Source organism: Laedolimicola ammoniilytica (assembly GCF_025567165.1).
Lineage (GTDB): Bacteria > Bacillota > Clostridia > Lachnospirales > Lachnospiraceae > Laedolimicola > Laedolimicola ammoniilytica.
Window position 1 is genome coordinate 105771 of sequence record NZ_JAOQKC010000002.1, and the last position, 19583, is coordinate 125353.

The window sequence follows — 19583 nt, forward strand, 5'->3', positions numbered from 1 at the left end:
ATTCCAACTCTGTCATTATTCCAAACAAAAAAGCAACCATACTTATGTACAGTTGCTCTTTTCTCTCTATTTATGATTTTAATTATCTTCCTAATGTTACTATCACATAATAGCTACCGTTATAATAACAATACGCAGCTCCAATTTTTGTCTCTGTCTTTCCCATCATTTCTATACGGTGTGTACTCGAATTATAAAAATTATTGTACCAAGTCTGCGGATCACTGCTTTGAGATTTTGTAAGCATTTCTAATGTTTTCATTCCACTATGGGACAAATCACTTGTAATTGCTTCTGCTCTTTCTTTTGCAATCGCTGCCAGAGAATCATCCCACGCAAGCGCATCCAAACCTTCCTCTGCTCTTCCCGCATTGATCGCATCGGCCAGTGCCGGGCATGTAGATGTTGTTTTCTCTGCTGTCGATGCTCCTGAATCAGAAGAACTTCCGGAAGATGCACTTGCTGTTGCTCCAGCGGAAGAACCTGCTCCAAACTGGCTCTCAATCATAGCTCTGGCCTGCTCCTCGGAATATCCCATGGACATCATTGCATTCAACGCTCCCTGCATATCTGTGGATGCTGCTGCACTGCTACCAGAATTTCCTGTACTTGCGCTTGCTGAACTTCCTGCACTTGCTGTCTGTGTCTGCTTCTTTACTGGTTTATCATTTACGATATAGTTATTGGAACAATACCCCGTCTCATCATTATACCGGATCTGATACCATCCAGTAGAAGCGATTCCCGTAACCGTAACCTCGTCTCCCCAGGAAAGTGAGCCAAGCTGTTCATAATCTGCAGACGGTCCTTTTCTCACATTTACTGTCTGATTTGCATACATTGGAGTGTCCGTCATTTCCTCTACAGAAAAGCCATTGATCTTTTCAAAGGTTGCATAGGTAAGATCTGCTACTTCCTCTTCACTGATATCCGCTACTGCAGTTACCTGAATCGGTACTGGTGTAGTTTCTTCCTCGCTCTCGGTTTCCGGCTCACTTTCTGAATCGGTCACTTCTGCTTCCTCACTTTCAGCTTCTTTTTCTACCTCAGTCGATACACTGATTGCTGCTCCAACTGCTACCTTGGCTCGCTGATCCTCCGGAAGCTCCTCTGCAAGTGTCAGGATGTAAGTATTATCAGCGTCATAAGCTGTATAGGTCCCATCCTCATTTTCTGAAGCTACCACCACTGAATATGCTACAGTCTCATATTCCGGTTCCTGCTCCTCTGGCTCTTCTGTCTCTTCCTCTGTAACCTCTTCTACAACTGCTTCCTGGGTCGGCTCTTCCTTTTTACCACACCCGGTAAATAATGTAGCAGCCATTACTGCAGCAAGTAAAATACTCACGCTTTTTCTTTTCATAAATCGTTCCTCCCATTCTCTGTATTGTCACTTCTCATCATTCTTGCGGTTTTCTCACTTGTGTACACCGTGTACACAAGTTACAGTACCTCTGAATATAAGAAAACGAATCCTCTGGATCATATAAGAAAATCTGCAGCTTTGCTTATATGATGTTTCCTCTGAAATCTTAGATATGATTTCCTTCGTTGGTTTTAACTTATCTTATCATTACATTTTTGTCAACACAAATGAGACAAATTTTATCTCATTTTAATAATTTTGTCTCATTTTATAAATTTGATCCACATCTGCACTTTAGAATTTTTCAGCCAGGCTGCTGAATACTCCCATGACTTTTTCATACAGATCTTTTTCAACCAACGGAATCGAAGTCACCGGTAATAAGTAATCGTACAGGATCCCTTTGCTTTTCGCTACCTGCTTTGTCTTATTATAAGTCTTATGACCCATGGAATCATGCTTGAAAAGAATATAGTCCATGGATCCAATAAAGCTCTCTGCCATATCCTGATCCGTATCCCAGATATGTAGCTTTGGATATTTATCCCCCAGCTTCTTTGTAAGGTTCCGGTTTCCTCCAACAATCAGGATATCAAACATTCCGGTCAAGGCTCTGATATTTCCCTCTATCACGGAATTTTCAACTGTCTGCCTTTCTGCTGCCACCTCATCCGGTTCTGCGGACTGCTCCACTGGGATCAGACTATCTATGCAACCATCTTTCGCTTGCTTCTGTTCCTCTTTCTCTTTTTTCCCAGCTTCTGCACTCAGCGATTCCATTTCCTGCTCTATGTTTTCAAGTCGTACCTGTAATGCCGTGGCCTTGTTCAACTGCCGGTAATAATTCTCATTTACGGTCTCTTCCTTTACCTTCAAATTCTGAATTTGCCGGTCCTTCTCTTCCAGTTCCAACCTGTATTTCGCCAGTTCCTGTTCCTGTTCGTTCAACCTGGCCTTTAAACTATCCTCTTTTTGTACCTTGATATCCGGAACATTCCCGTTAAGTGTTGAAAGAATATCCTTCTTTCTTCTCTCAGATAATGCTTTTGCCATGCCATATCCTAAAAAAGCACTCCAAATCGCATCGGAGCTGTGCGAAAAATAATATTCATATTCTTCGCTTATATTACCGGCCATCATTTTTCCTTCACACACCTTGTCCACATGGATATCTGATTTGGACATAAACCCTGCAATAGCTGCGCGATCAGCTTTACTGAATACAATCTCGTCTTCATCCAGTCCAAAACGCTGCATCACCATTTCCATGAAGACCGGTTGAGCTACGGCATCACCGGAAAGCCCTTTATGCGGGATGTCCGGTGCCTCATTTACTAATTCATCCAGCTTTTCATCGCGGTAATGCTCTTTCAGGTCCTCTAGTTTTCTTCCGTTCCGGAATTGAAATGCGTATACCTTTTTGATAATATAGAGCAGCCTATCATTCTCAGTATCAATTTGTCCTCTCGGATAGTATTCCTCATGAGAACTCCAGAACAGTACATAAAGTTCTTTTATCAGATCCCGCTTTTCCAACTCCTCTTTTTTACAGAGCAGCATATAAGAGATTCCAAAAACGGTATATTTGGCTGTACTGTCTTTTTCATAATTTCTCTGTGCATGAGCCAATACCTTTTCCGCATAACGGTATTCATTTCCCTCATTATCCGGCTCTAATGCCATTTTTGTTACGCTTGGCATTATCTTCTCTATGTACATCCATATGTCCTGTTTGCACGATTCCGCTATTTTTACCCTTTGGAATGCATCAGCTTTTTTCGCCTCCGGACTTAGCATATACAGTAAGGTTCCTATTTTTACCAGATCACATGCCTGGTAAAGTTCCCCTTTGTCGATCCCGAATACAGTATCACTAAGGTATTCCTGCAAATACGCTTTACACACTGATTCCCATTTTTCATAAATAGCAATCCCCTGTGCTTTAATCGTCACATGACGAACAACAAACTTTGCCACACTGCAGATATAATATCTTTCCATAGCCGGGACAATTTTACTTACCAGTTCCTGATTCTCTATTTCCGTCAACGATGGCTTCTTGGGTTCTTCCTTCAGTCCCTGGAAAAAACGATTAGCCGATTTAATATCCACTTTCAAACCATTGGGTATTCCTCTCTTACTCAATAGCTCTATTCCTCCGTCTTTTGTGTATGAGTAGTGTCACCGATGTTTTCTGCAAAATTCTGTTTTTTCTTCCACTCATCCAGGAGTTGATACAATACCTTCTCTATTTCCTGACTCGTATAGCTTTCCGGGAAATATTCTTTGATGTTTTTTTCCTTAATTGTGACTTTTCTTTCTACCACGGCTGATTTCTTTTTCACCAGAACTTCTTTAGCAAGGGCATATGTAAGGTTTCCCTCTTTTGAGTATCCCTTTAATTTTTCTGCATCATCCTTAGATATTTTGCACCCTGTTTTCTCCACGATCTCCTGCACATAGCTCTGCTCTTCTTCATTCAGAAACGACAACGCTACGCCCTGTGAAATTCCGATTCTTTCCGCATCTACCATTTCCAGGAGTTCGTCATTCAATCTGGCCAGCCAAATAAACCGCTGAATAGTCTTCCAGCTTTCTCCAAACTCTTCTGCCATCTCCTCCAGCGTTTTCTTACCACCATTTCTTTTTCCCTGGCGCTTTGCAGCTTCGTAATCCATCTTGTAAGCTCTTGCCTTTTCACTCGGAAGAAATGAATCCCGGTATTTATTCGTATGTATCATGATTCGAATTGCGGTATCATCGTCATAATTTCCTACAATGAACGGCATTTCTGATAATCCGGCAATTTCACATCCAAGCCATCTTCGGTATCCGGCTAAGACCTCGTATCCCCCTTCTTTTCTTGGTCTTGCCATTCCTGGCTGCATAACACCAATTTCTTTTATGCTTCCTACCAGTTCATCCATCTGTGTATCCCGACGAACCTTAAACGGATGATCCGCTCTCTCGTGCAATTCTGACAAAGGAAGTATCTTAATCTCCTCCTTTGCCCTATTCAATCCATCTATCAGTTTCTTTTCATCATCATTTCCAAATAAATCATTATAGGATGTAACCTCAAAATCAGATGCCATTGGCTTGCTCATGTGCCAGTACCTCCTCAACTACTTTTTCATATGCCAGGGCTACTTTACCCTTTGGATCATGCTGGTAAATACTTATTCCACATGCCGGTGTTTCTGCAGCTCTTACCGACTGTGGGATATTCGTTTTGAACATATAAATATTGTTCCCATACGCTTCTCTTATCTTTTCCATATTTTTCTGGGCGTATGTGGTTCTTGCATCCACCATAGTAAACAAGATTCCTTCAAACTCCAATTTCTGATTGATTTGTCTTTTTACTTTTCCGATTGTTCTGATTAACTGCTGCAGACCCTTGATCGGAAGATACGCTGCCTGCAGCGGAATCAATACACTATCCACGCTTGCAAATGCATTTATGGTTATCATTCCAAGAGACGGCGGACAATCAATAATAATATAATCGTAATGCTCCCGGATGCTGTTGATATATTCTCTTAAAATCAATTCCCGGCTCATTACATTGACCAATGAAACCTCCATTCCTGATAGCTCTATGTTTCCCGGAAGCAGATCTATTCCTTCCTTTTGTTTCAGTATACCATAATCCAGCCCGATTTCATCACCTCGGATGATCTTTTCCATAACCGTTGTTAATGTCACATCCATATCATCTGCATTTTTGTAACCCAGAGCTGTCGTTAAATCTCCCTGTGCATCGGCATCAATCAGCAGAACCTTCTTTCCTTTTCTGGCCAGTCCCACACCTATGCTCAATGTAGTCATTGTTTTTGCGACCCCGCCCTTCTGATTTGCTACTGCAATTACTTTACTCATTTATGTTCTCCCTTCATTTTCTCACAATATCGTAGTTTCCGTTCGAAAACCGGATAATATATATCTGATGTCCGGTCTCCAGCCTCTTTGCCCTTAAATATAACTGCTCCCAGTAACTGATCACTACCCGGCACTCTTCGCCGTCACAATCCATGTTGAGAATCCGTTCCCCATCTGTTCCTTTACTGAATCCCAGGAAAATTCCTTCTCTTACATCAAAATTTATGCCGTCCTCCAGTCTTCTCGATAGCTTTCTGGAAGTCCGGATATCTTTCAAAACAGAGACTGTCATCAGCATCAGAAGAATATACAAGCCGGTCTGTATCCATGTTCCCTCACCTATGATCGGTGAAGTTTTAAATTTCCAACATGCGTACCCCACTATACATCCTAAAGTCAAAAATACATGCTGCTTAAAAGCAAGTTGTTGAATTTTAGTTGTATACTTGTTAAATAGAATCATCTGTAACTTTGTACTGGTCTCATCTCCTCCAGACTCAAATCCATATATTTTACTGTTCATGCCACACCCTCCGGACCATACCACCGATACCGCGTATACCCTTTGGGAACTGTCGGAAGAAACTCCATCAAATCATCTTCTCCTGGTCCCTTCACCAGATATAATTTTCGGTATATCTCTATTTCCTCCTTACTTCTGAACGTGAACATATTATTTACATGGATGTACATTCCATCCGGCATTTCCACAACCAGGACCCCATCATATAACTGATCCATATTTAAGACTGAATTATCCGTGTCTTTATGACACATCATCACACTGATTACCGTAGCCTCTACGTTGATGTTCTTATTATCGCGGTAATCAACAACCCACACTTTATCGCCCTTTTTCCATAAGTGATAATCTCTCATTCCTCTTTTAACCTCCTTTTTTGCCATTTCATATATTTTTTACTTGCTCCCGCAATACGAATATTCTCTCCCAGCGGGCTTGCGCTCAGCTCTGTTGTAATATAGTGGATAAAGTGATCTTTCCCATTTGTCTGCCTTTCTCTTAGACTAATCTGTGTGTTTCCATTATTGCGAATAATCCTTGTTTCTCCTATTTCCAAACGCGACTCTTCCAGTTCGTCCCGTATTTCCGCTTTTAGAAGATAACAGTTACTTTTTCGTTTCGGAGGCATAAATGTCGGGACATATAAAAGAGTCGTTGTTGCCATATCATAATCCCAGATAATTTCTATACTTTCCAGTAGCTGCAATTCATCAAAATTTCCAACTCGTATAACAATTCCAATGTCACTAACCTGTTTTCCACCCTCCACATACAGAAGCTGCTTTTCAAAATCTTCTGACTGAAATCTGTTTTTCGCTACTCTTACAGATCCGTACCTGCTCCCTGCGATTGCTACTCTTCGGTTCTGGAACGGATGCATTTCTGTAGTATAAATATTGGTTTGCTTGTTCTTATGGGTTTGATACACATTCACCATGCAACAGGACTCATCATACTTCTGCGTATCTATCTTTTCACAGTTCCGCTGCAATATAGGCTGCAGGATCAAGAAAAAATCTTCATCCAGATTTGCTGCCGGATATATTTCCCTGACTATACCCCGAACATATTCCTTATGTGCCACATAGCTTTTATTCATGTTCTTCGTCTCCCCTTTTTCTCACTTGTGTACACCGTGTACACAAGTTGTTTTCTCACATATGGTTTTTACCGTGATTTTTTCGTCTGTCCTGTTGTCTGCATTTTACCTATTTTCGTTGCAATGTCAAATTATTTTGATTTTTACTGCCATTTTCTTAAATGTGATATTGGCTTGACTTTTTTACCACTTTTTCCTCATATCTGAAAAACATATAGCCAATTTCAGAAATGAGATTTTTATTCTATAACATTTTCCTTTTGCCACCCAAGTTTGATACTATCCATTCTCGTTGACTCGTAATAATAGAGCCTTTTCAATTTTCCTCCTAAAATTTCCTGCAGATATGGTCCGTACTCCTCAAAGGTGATCAGATAATATTCCTCATCCTTTTCCAACAGCTCCCTGAGCTGATTCAATTCCAGATCTGTCAGGCGGTATACATTATGCTTTTTACCAGCCTGTCCCCAGCTCACGCCGCATCTATCCCACTCGTTCATCCAGATCCAGTTTTCTCCCGTTTCTGCTGCTATTTTGTTAAATGCCTTTTCCTCTCTCTGGGCTATAAGGTCTTCTGCAAAAACATGGGACAGAAGTCTCTTCATTTGTGGGATCATTTGATCATTCTCAAGTGTAAGATAATACATTTTTGAAAAGTTTCTGATATTTCCTGAATACAGTAATTTACTGCTAAGATAATGTATTTTATCTTCCGTAGCTTCCGTTGGCATCTCCTTTGTGTTTCCCCACACAAGTTTTTTCAGGTTTGTCCCATAGCGATGTCCAAATACAATTCCGATAATCTCCTTTTCCTGTACCTTCAATCCACCCTCTTCCATTCCAAACCCGTAAAATAATCTTGAAAGTCCCAGCACTGCCGTATCTTCACAACTGTTATTCCAGCGCAGCATCCGCTCCATGGTGTTATAACAGATGAAAATTCTATCCCTATAAATCAATACTCCTTCCATTCGTGACATTTTAAACATATCGCCCAAGTTCATTTGCATAGCTGCATACCTTATTTCCTGGGATGTGAAATAAATTCCTTCCTGAAAAAGTTCCTGGCTGCTATATTCCTTTTTCTTTCCATTCGGAGCGTAATGCCATCCTTCATATCGAGAATACAATTTTTTTAAAATCTTTTTCTCATTTAAGAGATCTTCCAAGGTACTCCTCAAATTAGGACTTGCTAAAATGTCGCATCTCTCCATTGCAAGGTAAACCTCTCCACTTCTGGCCTGCTCCCTGGCTTCTCTCTCATAGAACTGATGTCTTCTCCTGTTTACCGGATTTATCTCATATCTGGAATCCGTATGTTCCAATACTGCAAATCCTTTTTCTGTCAGGTAACAGTATCTCTTACCTGCGAGTTTAAAATATTCTATGTACCCCTTATTCTCCAACCAGCGAAATGTATCTCGTATATAGCGTTCATTGTAGGCAAGAGTATTTTTATTGGTCATCATCTTACGTGGTAAAATAATCCCAAAATACAATTCAAGTATAAATTTCAGAGACAATGAGCCTCCTCGTAATTTCTTATGTTCTCCCATGTTGTTTTTTCTTCCTCTCTTCCACTCTCTATCCCTTATTCTTTGAGCAAAAGTATTATTATAAATCGGTATATTTTATGAGATGATTTTTTTACTTTTGAGGAAAAGTATACTCTGTAATTTTCCCACCCGATTTTCCTTGAAAATCCAGCATTTTTGTTCTTTTTTTACCCTCCGTTTTTATGTTTTCATTGAATATAAAAACGGAGGGTTTAATGATTTTGTAATCATAGAAAACGGCATGTTTTTTTTGATTTTTCACACAAAAATGGAGTGCTTAACTCTCCTCTATTTTTGTCATGAAGCCCCCTATCTTCCTTCCCGGAACAATATAGACTTTGCAGCATTCCTCTCCTGTCTTGCAGGGCAACGTTGCATATAACACCTGTATTCTCGCAGCATTATCATCAAGTTTCAAGGCTGTTGCGATTCCATCTGTAATATGATGTGCCTCTGTATTATCGTTATCAAACCGCCTCACCAACCGTTCTTCGTGCCGTCTCACATAGCATAGGTATAACCTTTCATCTGCTGAAAATTTCATTTCCCTTTTTGCCATATAAACGGCCAACTGGCTCTGTACAACGTCTCTCAGATACCAGCAATCATTATTTCTCCGATTCAATAATTCCGGCAGCCGAATTACAATAATCCCAGCTTCTTCTCCTACAGATACCAATATGGACTCAGGCTCCATCGAATGTTTTACCATATCCACATAGTCCCTTTTCTTTAGTCGCTTTCGAATAGCGGCTGCTATCATTTCCACATTATGAAGAATCCTTTCTTCATCCAGAGCTATCATAATCTCACAACCACTCTTCTGATACTTTTGTATGATTTTAATAGAGCTGTCCAAATATTTCTTTATATTACTGATTGAACTGGGATATTCCATTTCAAATATCCCTCCATGCTTCCTCACCGCGGAATGTTTTTAATATCTTCATCCTCTCATCCGGATTCTTCTCTTCCTGATCTATATGTAAGACATGTGTAAATCCCATTCTCTGAAGCTTTTCCAGCCCTTCCGGATCTTCCAGCACTGCAATTCTACAATCCTCTCTATCATATTCACTTTCAGGTATTTCCTTTATGAGCCTGCAAATTGCTGTTTCCTGATATCTGGGTATATAAACCGCCTGAACAATTTTATTCTTCCCGTTAATGTATGTAAGTTGAAATGTCTTTAATAGATTCATCTTAAAATTTTGACTATACGGCATTGCATCAAGCAAAACCCAGAACAACGACATCTCCATTTTATTTGTTTCATCAAGCTTTTTTACTGGATTTCTGGATAAATAACATCTATCCCCTTCCTGATATTCATATAACTGTCCCCTTCTAAGGAGTCCATGAAGAGCCTTTTTTATAACCATTTCTCCCTGTCCATAGGCATCTAAGGCTTCCGCATACCATACGACTTGCGTTCGTTCCAAGACTTGCACTCTATCCAATAATTCCAGTATTACTTCCGAATATACCATTTCTATCCCCTTCCGCTTCTTGAGCTTTGCATTTTACTCATTTTTGTATCATTTCTGCTTATTTTGAGATAAATATGAGGGATTTTATTCCGACATCATATTTATCTCATTTTTGATTCATTTTTATATAAATTTATCTCATTTTTGATTAAACAATCATATTACGCTGCCTTTTCCTTTTTTTCGCTATGGCTGCAAGGATTTTAGGATCCGTCGAGAACAATTCACATTCAGAATCTGACGCTTTAAAATCCACTGCAACATTGCTGTGATTCACGCACACAAGTCCCTTTCCTTTACTAAATTGCTTGACCATGTTAATCTCTGCCTGATCCAGTTCCAATGTTTCCTGAACCCTTTTAGCCTCCTCTTCTTCCAGACCCATAACAATCTTAAATTTACATGCGTTGATAATGCCTCTTCCATAAGCACCATCCTGATAAGAAAAGAAGTCATTCAGATCCTGTGTACTACAAATAGCAGCTCCGCCATAGCCTCGTATCAGCTTAAAAATATTTAATACGAAGTCCGCTGCCACACTGCTTGCTCCAGCACCAATCAACGCCCAGATTTCATCCATGAATATTGCTTTTCTCATCGTTTTATCTTCTCTTACTTTATCCCATACATAATCCATAACAATATACATTCCTGCCGGGAGAAGTTCTTTTGACAGAAAATCCAGATCAAATACAATATACAGATTATCCAGATCTACATTTGTTTGTCCATTAAAAGCTGACTCTGATCCGTGAACCAACGGTTCCATAATTTGCTCAATTCTTTCCATGTTAGGCATCTCTTTTAAGACATTCTGTAAATCCTCAAGAATTGGCATCTCTTTATACTTTCCAGGATTATTTGGATCTAAAAGCGAATCATTATTTTTCGTTATCCCCTTTTTTGCGTAGGTGCTAATCAACGCTGTATCCAACGACTGCTTTTCCTCCAGAGAAATATCCGGAACAAGCAATGAAAAGAAAGTCTTAACTGAACCTATCTTCTGTGACAGCAACGATTGTTCAATGTCGTTACCATACAGTAATCTCATATTTTCATCTTGTGGCTTTCGTATTTCAAGGATGTTAATGCAATGATATGAGCCTCCGCTGACAATAATATACTGTCCTCCAACCGCGTCGCAACATGGTTTGAACTCAACACCCTTTTTAGGAATTATACAGAATACCTGGTATTGCTTCAGCCTCAGTCTCTCGCTCATGCATTGGGTCGTAAATGTTTTTCCTGATCCTGATGACCCAAGAATTGCCATATTTGCATTTCGATAAAGATCTGAATTAAAAATATCCACCAATGTCGCACTATGATTTATATCGTTTACGCCCAGAAAAATTCCATTTGTATCGCACATGGAATAACTCGTAAGCATATATGAGCTGGCGGCATCCATGGTCAACATATTCTGTCGGCTCTTCTGGAAAAAGTAATTATCCAGCCACCCACACGGCAGCGTACTCATAAAAGCTTCCTCTTGATGAAATCTGGCCAAAAACATCTTCATATCATTTTGCACGACCCGACTCGCCATCTCTTTATAAATATAACGTGCATTTCTTAAAGAATTTGCTGAAATCGTTATCATGATACACATATAGTAAAAATCCTGACCTGCCTTAAAACCCTCTTTAAAATAGAATCCTGTTGTCACGGCATCAGTCGCTGCTTCATAGGACTCAGATGTGTCTTCTATTGTATCCATAGACACTCTGCTGTGCCGGATCGTTCTGTTAAGCTGTCCACTAATCTCTTCTTTGTTTCTCTTTTCCAACCAGAGATCCACATCAATTCCCTCACCCGCTTCCACCAGGGGCGATAACCAACCACTCGGTACGACCATTGGAAATTTATTGGATGGAATATACCCAATCATATAATATGTTCCATCTACTACAACATAATCTGGATGACTCAAATCTATATATCCGGGAGAGAAGTATTCTACTGCAGGTATGTATGGAGGGTTATCAATTCCTACGTTTGCTTCCCTGCAATACGCTTTCATCACATTCAATACATGTTCTTTACAGCTTTCTTCCTGACTTTTTTTCCGACAAATAATATCATATAAAATTTCTATTACTGCCATATCCTCCTGATCCTGTGTTGGATCGTTCGGATCAACTTCAAGCGAAACTGCTTCATTCCCTATAAGATGGAACTGTTTGACCAGGTTTTCCATTTCACTATTCAGCCGCTGGGTTATCGCATATACATTTGAGGTAAGTCCTCTTTCTTCTTTCGGATCTAATGTGAGGATACAAAAAAAGCGCCTGGATACACTTTCTGCCTCCGACACCTCTCTGATTAACTGCATCTGATCACTATGAACAATTTTACATTTGGGAACTTTTTCGCTTCGCTGTTCTTCTTTCAGTGTATGGATGAATTTATCTATGTCCGCTTTTTTAGAAACAGATTTAAAATGTATTCTTGACGGAGCAATACGAAGCAAATTTGCAAATTTAGCAATAATCAATGCCTGCTCACTTGCTGGCTTTAAACTAAAATTTGTCGGTGACAATTCAATGATTTTGCTGTAAGTACCATCTTTCATGATGATGCAACCATTAAATACATCTTCTATCGGCAAAGTCATCTGTGTACTTTTACGCATTTTTACGGAATTAAGATATTCTTTCTCTCGGATCTCATCTGCCTTTTCTTCCCGCAGGGCTGTATTGTGTTTTTGCATCATCCGTGTTATCACATTTGGGCGTGCCTCACGGTGTTCTCTTTTTTCATTTTTCTTCATATGTTTTCCCTACCATTCACGACTCTATTTCTTTGATTTCTACAATCTCCTGTACTTTTTCATTTTCGTCTTCTACCGGTGTAATAGTTTCTATAACTGGTGTTTCCTCTATTACCTCGATAACTTCCGGCTCATTTTCCTGTGCTATCTCTGATACTGGTTCTATCTCTATAATTTCAACTGGCCTTATATCTCCAGCTTTCTTTTTCTTTTTTGCCTCACGCCTTTTTTCTTTTTCCAGTTTTTTCAGACGCTTTTCCAAATCCCGCGCTTTCCTCTGTTCTGCTTTTCTAAGCAATCTTTCCTGTCTGGCCTCTTCTTCCGCTTCTTCACGTTCCTTTTTCTTTTCGGCAGCCGTTTTCAACGCTTCCGGTTTTTCCTTGTATCCAATATCATCTTCAAAAAAGACTTCATTTGAATCCCAGGCATATTCCTCTTCTGACTCATCCTGCAGTTCATCCTCCACCTCTTCCCGTTTCAGCAGCTGCATGATTCTTTCTCTTGGGAGAATTTTTCTTTGTTTTTCTTTCAGATACTCCGGTTCTGCCTCCAGCTTTATTCTCGGATTATAATATGCAATTCGTTTCATCTGAAAAAATTTTACTAAAGTAATTGCAAATTCTGATGGATATTCTCCGTTATAGCCGATTGCTCCAACCAATAGACATACAGCAACTACCACAATGTAACCTGTCATACGATAATCTTTCGGTATCGGGAACATAGAAATCAATTTTACAAACGGCACACTCATAATCCCACCTTCCACCAGTCCCCGGAAAGATATAACATCCCCTATACGCCCCTTAGTAAAATAGTTCCGTGGAATATTGTATGTCACTGCCTGTTCATTGTTATCATCTCTTGCCATTGTTCACCACTCCATCTTTTCAAAAATAATCCTATTCGTGCAATTCCTATATCCAATATTTTTTCAAGTGTCTTCCGTTCTGGTATCCCTTCCAGAACACCTACCCTTTGGTTATATGTAACTGAAACCGCTTTGCCGTTTTCTGATACCAAATAAAACCCATTGATATCTTCCTGATTCAGCACTTTTAAGAATTCTTCCATCCGCTGTAAATTTACACTTCCTGGGATAACTGTACTTAAAAGAACCGTTAATATCTTATCCCTGTATGCCACATTAACCGCATACTGCCGTCCATAAGTAAATATATCTGCGCTTTCAAAACATTGTTCTTTCACCATCAATTCACTGTACTTATCTAATGTACATTCCAACGGATCTGCAACAAAGCTCATATCATTTCCCTTTCCAGGCAGATACCTTATTTCTGGTATCTGCCTATAATCTTCAACTTGTGTACACGGTGTACACAAGTTGGGTTAAATTTTTCTACAGTTGCATTTAAGGAAATTCTTCCCGATGCCGTATACCTGCAGTGCAACTTGATCTCCATGGCGCAAACGCTGTTCCGTCATACACCGGTCAATCGGTGTGGAGCATGTTACATTTTCCGATTCGCAATAAGAAATATAATAATCTTCTGTAACAGAAATTACTTCTCCTAAAAACCGCCGTCCAATATAGCTTTCATCTAAAACTGTCTTCTGAATCTGATCCTCTGCTGCTCTATGAGAAAGTCTCCACTCCACAGTTCTGTTTTCCTTGTCCACGTTAATTTCTTCTATCACCATCGGAATTGCCTTATCCTTTGGGAAATAATCTAAGACGTTGGAAGATGTTAAGTGTTTTCTTCCTGTCAGCCTTGGGAACGGAACTCTTGTCTGAACTCCACATGCTTCCACAAGTACCGAATTATCAGAAACCAGCAGAAGTTTTGCCGGTACGGTATCTCCAACAATTGGAGTCCGGTTTGCTGCCCTTCTTCCAAAGAAATAAATATTCTTTCGTACTTCAGCAGCTGCTACTCTACTGGCCTCAATCGCATATGTACGTTCTCCAGTCTCCTCGTTATAATGTGAAATCGCCTTAGTAATGATGACAGAAATTTTAGCTCCCAGCATTCTTTGAGCCATCTGAATCTGTCTTTCACATTTTGCTTTCGGGTCTGTCTCGTTAATATTGTCCGAAAAAGTTCCATCCAGGAAAAACTCCTCAGCCGGAATAATTGTTTTGAAATCGTTAATTTTAGTGGTGATATAGGTTCCCTGATCTCTTGGCATTTTGGAACAGCCCAGCACCTCACAATTCTTGATCCGTCTTCTGGAAGCATCATTTCTAATCTCAGACCATTTCAATCGGATTTCATCTTCCGGGTGAATAAACTCTACCGGGTTATCCTGATCAAAATCATCCGTGATCATTCTTGCCGGTCTTGCAAGGCTCTCTTCCTGTTTCTCAGCTCCATCATCAATAATCACTTCCGGAAGATGTGCTTCTGCAATCGCTTCTTCCATTTCCGCATTTACAACTGCCTTATTCTCTTTTTCTGTCATAATAATGACCTCCTTTATTTTTTTCCCATGTGGGATTTAATCCAATTTCCCGCCTCTTACATTTCGTCTGCTTTTTCCTATAATTGGCGCATCCAGCTCTTCATTTTGAGCCTCTATTTCGCGTTTTAACGGCTCTTTTGGTTTTACCCCTTCATCTATATGTTTTTCTTCTTCAGCGGTCTTATTTGCCCCGTCTACGCTCTCCTGTGATGTGCTTACGCTCTCAGCCTCATGTACTTCCTCTATTTCTTCTACTTCGGTCACATCATCCAGTTTCTGAACAGCTCTGGCAAGTTCTTCTGTCCCATTGAGCCATTTTTCCCTTTCTTCATATCGCCTGGTATAATTCGCGCACACTTCTTCGACAGTCTTCAATAAATTTACATGAGGCAGTTCCATGGAAAGCTGTTTTCTGATAGCTATAATTTTAGGCTGTTCACAGTAGAAGCTATCTATACAGTAATCAAAATATGGATACTTATCCTTGGCCGTCGAATATTCAATCGTTCTCATTTGCGGCAGATCCCCGCCATTCGAGAGTGGATGGAGATTCCATCCAAACGTATTGAGCTTCAGAACATATGCACCTCTTTTCGCCAGCAGTAATGTTCGCGGTTCCAATGTCCATATCTCGTCCATGTTATATACGTTTCTCTGCCCCTCTGCTATCGTCACCATATAATTTTTTAAGGCGCTATCAGGTGCGAACTTTCGGTACGCTTCCCTCTCAGATGCTACCTGTATTGTTTCAATACCTGACCGTGTTTCCATAAATTTTGCCGACTGCTCATCATTTGAGCCAAGAAACACCAGATAATCACAGCAGGCTTGAATCGTTTCCGCTTCCTGTTCTCCGTACAACGCTTCCAAATGATTCATTTTCTGGACTGCCAGAACAATAGACATCTTTCTGCTTCGGATGCTTGCTATTGCAACCGGCAGCACTTTAATGGCTCCCACATTTGCAGCTTCGTCTACAATAATACGAATCGGTAATTTCCTATTCTGGTCTGCAGCATGATCAAACGCATCCGAATTATCACTTATGAGAAATGAAAAGAACAATGAGGTCAATGCGCTATATGTTCTTGTCTTATCTGAAATTTTCAACCAGATAGCCGTCGGCTGATCTCCCATTTTTGACAGTTCAATATCCCGGTTACTTGTGATCCTTCTAATGTTTTGATCCTTAAATATCGCAAGCCTGGTTGTTAATCCCTGTTTCCATGACAGTCTTGCTGTGTCTGTAGAATCACAGTATGTACAGTATGCGATTCCTGCAGGTGAACTTTTATCCACATCTTTAAACAATACATCTATTTCTTTCGTACTCTTAGTTATTACAAGATAGTATACTTCTGAAATTGTACATCTCGGAGTTCCTTCACCATGCTCTATCGTTTCTATCATTTCCTGTGCATCACTATCGGTCTTTCCTGAAAACAGCAGCAGCTCGTATAAAACATCCCGCAGTTCGCTTCTGTGTGTTGTCGCTATTCCCTGGGAACACCATCTTTTCAGATTCACTTTATTCATGACCCAGCGCTGTTCATTATCCAGCATCTCATCTATAAAAATGTGAGCTGCATCACTGTTGAACTCTTTCGGATCTGCCTCCCCAAGAAATTCTTCCAAACGTGCCTTTACCTTCCGTCTGCTCTCTTCTTCAAACACATCCTCCATCCGAATACAGGAGTTGATCAATTCAAGCGTTTTTTCTATTTCCTCTATCGGAATCCGTAATTTCCACATCTTAGCCCTGGCACCGTACATATTTCTGGCATACCGCCATTTTTTGAAAATCTCTGTGGTTTTCGGCATCTCCTCAAACTTCACTTCCGGCAGGCCGGATATAAGCGCTGTCAAAACTGTTTTATATTCTTCAAGGACATACTTTATATATCTCTGCAGAACAAAGTTGACAAACATTGATAACAGATTCTTTTCGCCCTTTTCAAAAAATTCATCACCGGAATTATTGTTATCTGTGGTATTGGCAAACAGGGTATCCACAAAATCCTCCGCTCTGTTTGAGACATAATCTCCATATTCATCAAAGCATTCCCCCAGGCAATCCCATGAATCACTGAATTCCGGTTCTACCAGATTAAAAATTTTATTTACGAATCCTTCACTTCTTACGGTTTTATACAGATCACGAATCAATTCTCCTTTACTGTCAACTACAGCAAAAGAGGTTTTTGTCTTCACCGACTGCAATATCAGGCTTCGAATCAAAGCATATGATTTTCCTGTTCCTGGACTACCAACAATATAAACATTTTGATTATCTGTTGGACCAGCCTTCATAGCACACACTCTATTACCTTTTTTATCAAACTGGCCAAATATCATACCATCTACATCTTTTGCTTTTCCTACCTCGTAATATTTTTCTGCTTCTTCCTCACCTACTTTCCTGGCTGATCCATATGTCGCATATTCCTTTCGAATTACCCCCTTATCATCTGTCTCTACTGCCGGATTTATTTTTGCCCGTTTAGGTACCAGATATAATCCCAGGAACACCAACCCCAGCACTAATGCAAAAAATAATATCCATCCCTCTTTTGAAAATAAGCTATATCTTAAACATACTACCGGATTCCAGGTAAATTTCTTACCATCAGGCGAAAGTAAATTTTTAAGCTTCAGCTCTGTATCAAACTCTTGAAGAATAACACCAATCAGATAAAATGCTCCCAGAATGCTCAAAGCAATAAGTGCTTTCAGTTTTTTCATCTTTTCTGGTGATTCGTCTTTCAATTTTTCAATATATTTTATTAGATCTTTTAGCAAGCCACCCTTTACTCCTCTCCTAGTATTTCATTTGAATCATTTTCCGAATGCAAATCTATAAAATCCTGAAAATCCATAGAAGACCATGGAATATATCTTACTTCCCGTGGAAAATCATATTCACCGCTGCTCAAATACATCAGACCATCCCCAATTTTCACATCTATACCCATTATTCGTGAAAATGTGGTTGCTTCCACATACCAGATATCATTTTGTTGGAACGGATATTCTGCCTCCATGGTAAATTTCTTATATCCGAATCCTCCATAAAACAAATACTCATAAGCCTCTTCACCTTGCGCGGGTAATTTTATAGCAGCCGCACTTCCCGGATACATAATCTGAATCTCTGTTTCTGTGACCTTCACCTCATACGGCAAATAACCATTCAGTTCTGATACAGGGACATAGTATTTTCCATCTTTTTCAATAAAATTCACATCAGGAACCACTAGACCATCACTCAATACAGTTCCTGCAGACCACTCAGACTCACCGTTCAATATCCCTTTGCCCTGTTCAAATGCATTTTTTAATATCTCATATTCTGGCCTCGTATTACGGTTCGCAAGCCAATACCCGTCTGCATCACGCAAATTATTTCTTTCATCGTCCGGCAAATGATTATTTTGGTCATAAAAAATCTGTGTTACTCCTGAATAGGTGTACAGTTTTGAATCTTCTGACATATATACCGGCAGCCCTGTTGTCGTATCGTATCCATAAATTTCATTTTGATCCTGTTCCTTTTGCCTTTCCCATATCGCATAGGCTTCCGCATTAGATGCACCAAATTCTCCATAATAACCATAGGCTGTATCCTCACCAGAATATACCGAATCAAGAATGTGATTCCCAATATACAGCTCTAAGGCGTATGACGGATTCTCCTGTTTCTCACTTTCAGTCTGTTCCTCTGTCAGTTCTTCTTTTGTTTCCGGTATAGACGATGTTATTTCCGGCCTCTTTATCTCTACATCCGTGTTGTCAGAAGCAGCTTGCTCTAAATCTGCAGTCCGGAATGAAAAAAGCAGCACCATCACTATTCCCACAGTTATTACAGCAAATCCAATTTTGACCACCCATTCAAATTTTTCATTATACGCATGAGCAATAAGATTCTTTGCAACCATAAATAATATTACCCATACCATCAACAATGTAATTCGATTTATCCATGGATTCTTTTGCACCACATCTGTTTCCGACGCTTCTTCTACATTCACCTCTTCCTGTGTCTTCGATTCTACGCTGTTCTCATTTATTTCCGTTGTTTCTTTCTCACTGTTTTTCCCTTTCTCTAACACCGTAACTGTCACTTCCAGCGTTTCATTCTCTTTGACATATACCTCTCCAGGCGTACATTTCACATCATAATCTGTGTTTGTAAATGTATTCTGAATGGTTGCACTAACCAAATACCTTCCCGGAGACATTTCCTTTTCTGCTATGTATCCGCTTTGAGGCAACAAAAAACACTGACCATTTACGATATCAGTGTCTCCGATTCTTACTATAAGTCCTTTTTTGAAACCGTCCGGTACTTCTCCCGTAAATTCAATCGTTCCATTTTCTTGAGCTTCTGCCATAATCGAGCTGTCCGCTGCAGATGCTCCCATGCTCAAAATCAGCCAACATATAAATATCCAAAATATTTTTTTCATGGAC

At 39.9% G+C, this 19583-nt stretch carries 16 protein-coding genes; all 16 read right to left on the bottom strand.

The features are described 5' to 3' along the window. Positions 1 to 82 precede the first annotated feature (82 nt). The 16 genes from OCV63_RS01880 to OCV63_RS01955 all read right to left on the bottom strand — a co-directional run bounded on the left by OCV63_RS01880 (position 83) and on the right by OCV63_RS01955 (position 19579). Positions 83 to 1363, bottom strand: a complete 1281-nt coding sequence (locus OCV63_RS01880) for an SH3 domain-containing protein (RefSeq protein ID WP_158361746.1) — start codon at positions 1361 to 1363, stop codon at positions 83 to 85. Positions 1364 to 1660: 297 nt separating this feature from the next. Then, on the bottom strand, positions 1661 to 3511 hold the full coding sequence (locus tag OCV63_RS01885; RefSeq protein WP_262670593.1) for a hypothetical protein: 1851 nt from the start codon (positions 3509 to 3511) through the stop codon (positions 1661 to 1663). A 5-nt stretch (positions 3512 to 3516) separates the two neighbouring features. Continuing rightward, positions 3517 to 4473: a ParB/RepB/Spo0J family partition protein gene (locus OCV63_RS01890; protein WP_158361748.1), complete on the bottom strand. Its 957-nt coding sequence runs from the start codon at positions 4471 to 4473 to the stop codon at positions 3517 to 3519. Next, positions 4451 to 5248 carry a ParA family protein gene (locus OCV63_RS01895; RefSeq protein WP_055304410.1) on the bottom strand — a complete coding sequence of 266 codons (798 nt, stop codon included), beginning with the start codon at positions 5246 to 5248 and terminating at the stop codon, positions 4451 to 4453. The genes OCV63_RS01890 and OCV63_RS01895 overlap by 23 nt, the downstream gene beginning before the upstream one ends. 13 nt (positions 5249 to 5261) lie before the next feature. After that, positions 5262 to 5771, bottom strand: a complete 510-nt coding sequence (locus tag OCV63_RS01900) for a hypothetical protein (protein WP_158361749.1) — start codon at positions 5769 to 5771, stop codon at positions 5262 to 5264. After that, positions 5768 to 6127: a hypothetical protein gene (locus OCV63_RS01905; RefSeq protein WP_158361750.1), complete on the bottom strand. Its 360-nt coding sequence runs from the start codon at positions 6125 to 6127 to the stop codon at positions 5768 to 5770. Before OCV63_RS01905 ends, OCV63_RS01900 begins: the two co-directional genes overlap by 4 nt. Next, positions 6124 to 6870, bottom strand: coding sequence for a hypothetical protein (locus tag OCV63_RS01910; protein ID WP_158361751.1), 747 nt, complete (start codon positions 6868 to 6870; stop codon positions 6124 to 6126). Before OCV63_RS01910 ends, OCV63_RS01905 begins: the two co-directional genes overlap by 4 nt. Positions 6871 to 7109: 239 nt before the next feature. Next, complete coding sequence (locus OCV63_RS01915) at positions 7110 to 8426, bottom strand: hypothetical protein (RefSeq protein WP_158361752.1); 1317 nt, start codon at positions 8424 to 8426, stop codon at positions 7110 to 7112. A gap of 277 nt (positions 8427 to 8703) precedes the next feature. After that, a complete protein-coding gene (locus OCV63_RS01920) occupies positions 8704 to 9324 on the bottom strand; it encodes a hypothetical protein (RefSeq protein ID WP_158361753.1) in 621 nt (206 codons plus the stop codon). A gap of 1 nt (position 9325) precedes the next feature. Continuing rightward, the gene (locus tag OCV63_RS01925; RefSeq protein ID WP_158361754.1) at positions 9326 to 9916 is read right to left on the bottom strand and encodes a DUF5697 family protein; all 591 of its coding nucleotides are present in this window, start codon (positions 9914 to 9916) and stop codon (positions 9326 to 9328) included. Positions 9917 to 10064: 148 nt separating this feature from the next. Next, positions 10065 to 12689: a VirB4 family type IV secretion system protein gene (locus tag OCV63_RS01930; protein WP_158361755.1), complete on the bottom strand. Its 2625-nt coding sequence runs from the start codon at positions 12687 to 12689 to the stop codon at positions 10065 to 10067. Positions 12690 to 12705: 16 nt separating this feature from the next. Next, the gene (locus tag OCV63_RS01935) at positions 12706 to 13560 is read right to left on the bottom strand and encodes a hypothetical protein (protein WP_158361756.1); all 855 of its coding nucleotides are present in this window, start codon (positions 13558 to 13560) and stop codon (positions 12706 to 12708) included. Continuing rightward, entirely contained in the window at positions 13527 to 13955 is a 429-nt protein-coding gene (locus OCV63_RS01940; RefSeq protein WP_158361757.1) for a hypothetical protein, read from the bottom strand. Before OCV63_RS01940 ends, OCV63_RS01935 begins: the two co-directional genes overlap by 34 nt. A gap of 84 nt (positions 13956 to 14039) precedes the next feature. Next, positions 14040 to 15113, bottom strand: coding sequence for a hypothetical protein (locus OCV63_RS01945; RefSeq protein ID WP_055304416.1), 1074 nt, complete (start codon positions 15111 to 15113; stop codon positions 14040 to 14042). 36 nt (positions 15114 to 15149) lie between these two features. Next, the gene (locus tag OCV63_RS01950) at positions 15150 to 17912 is read right to left on the bottom strand and encodes a type IV secretory system conjugative DNA transfer family protein (protein ID WP_262670595.1); all 2763 of its coding nucleotides are present in this window, start codon (positions 17910 to 17912) and stop codon (positions 15150 to 15152) included. 8 nt (positions 17913 to 17920) lie between these two features. Further along, positions 17921 to 19579, bottom strand: coding sequence for a hypothetical protein (locus OCV63_RS01955; RefSeq protein ID WP_158361759.1), 1659 nt, complete (start codon positions 19577 to 19579; stop codon positions 17921 to 17923). Positions 19580 to 19583: the final 4 nt, after the last annotated feature.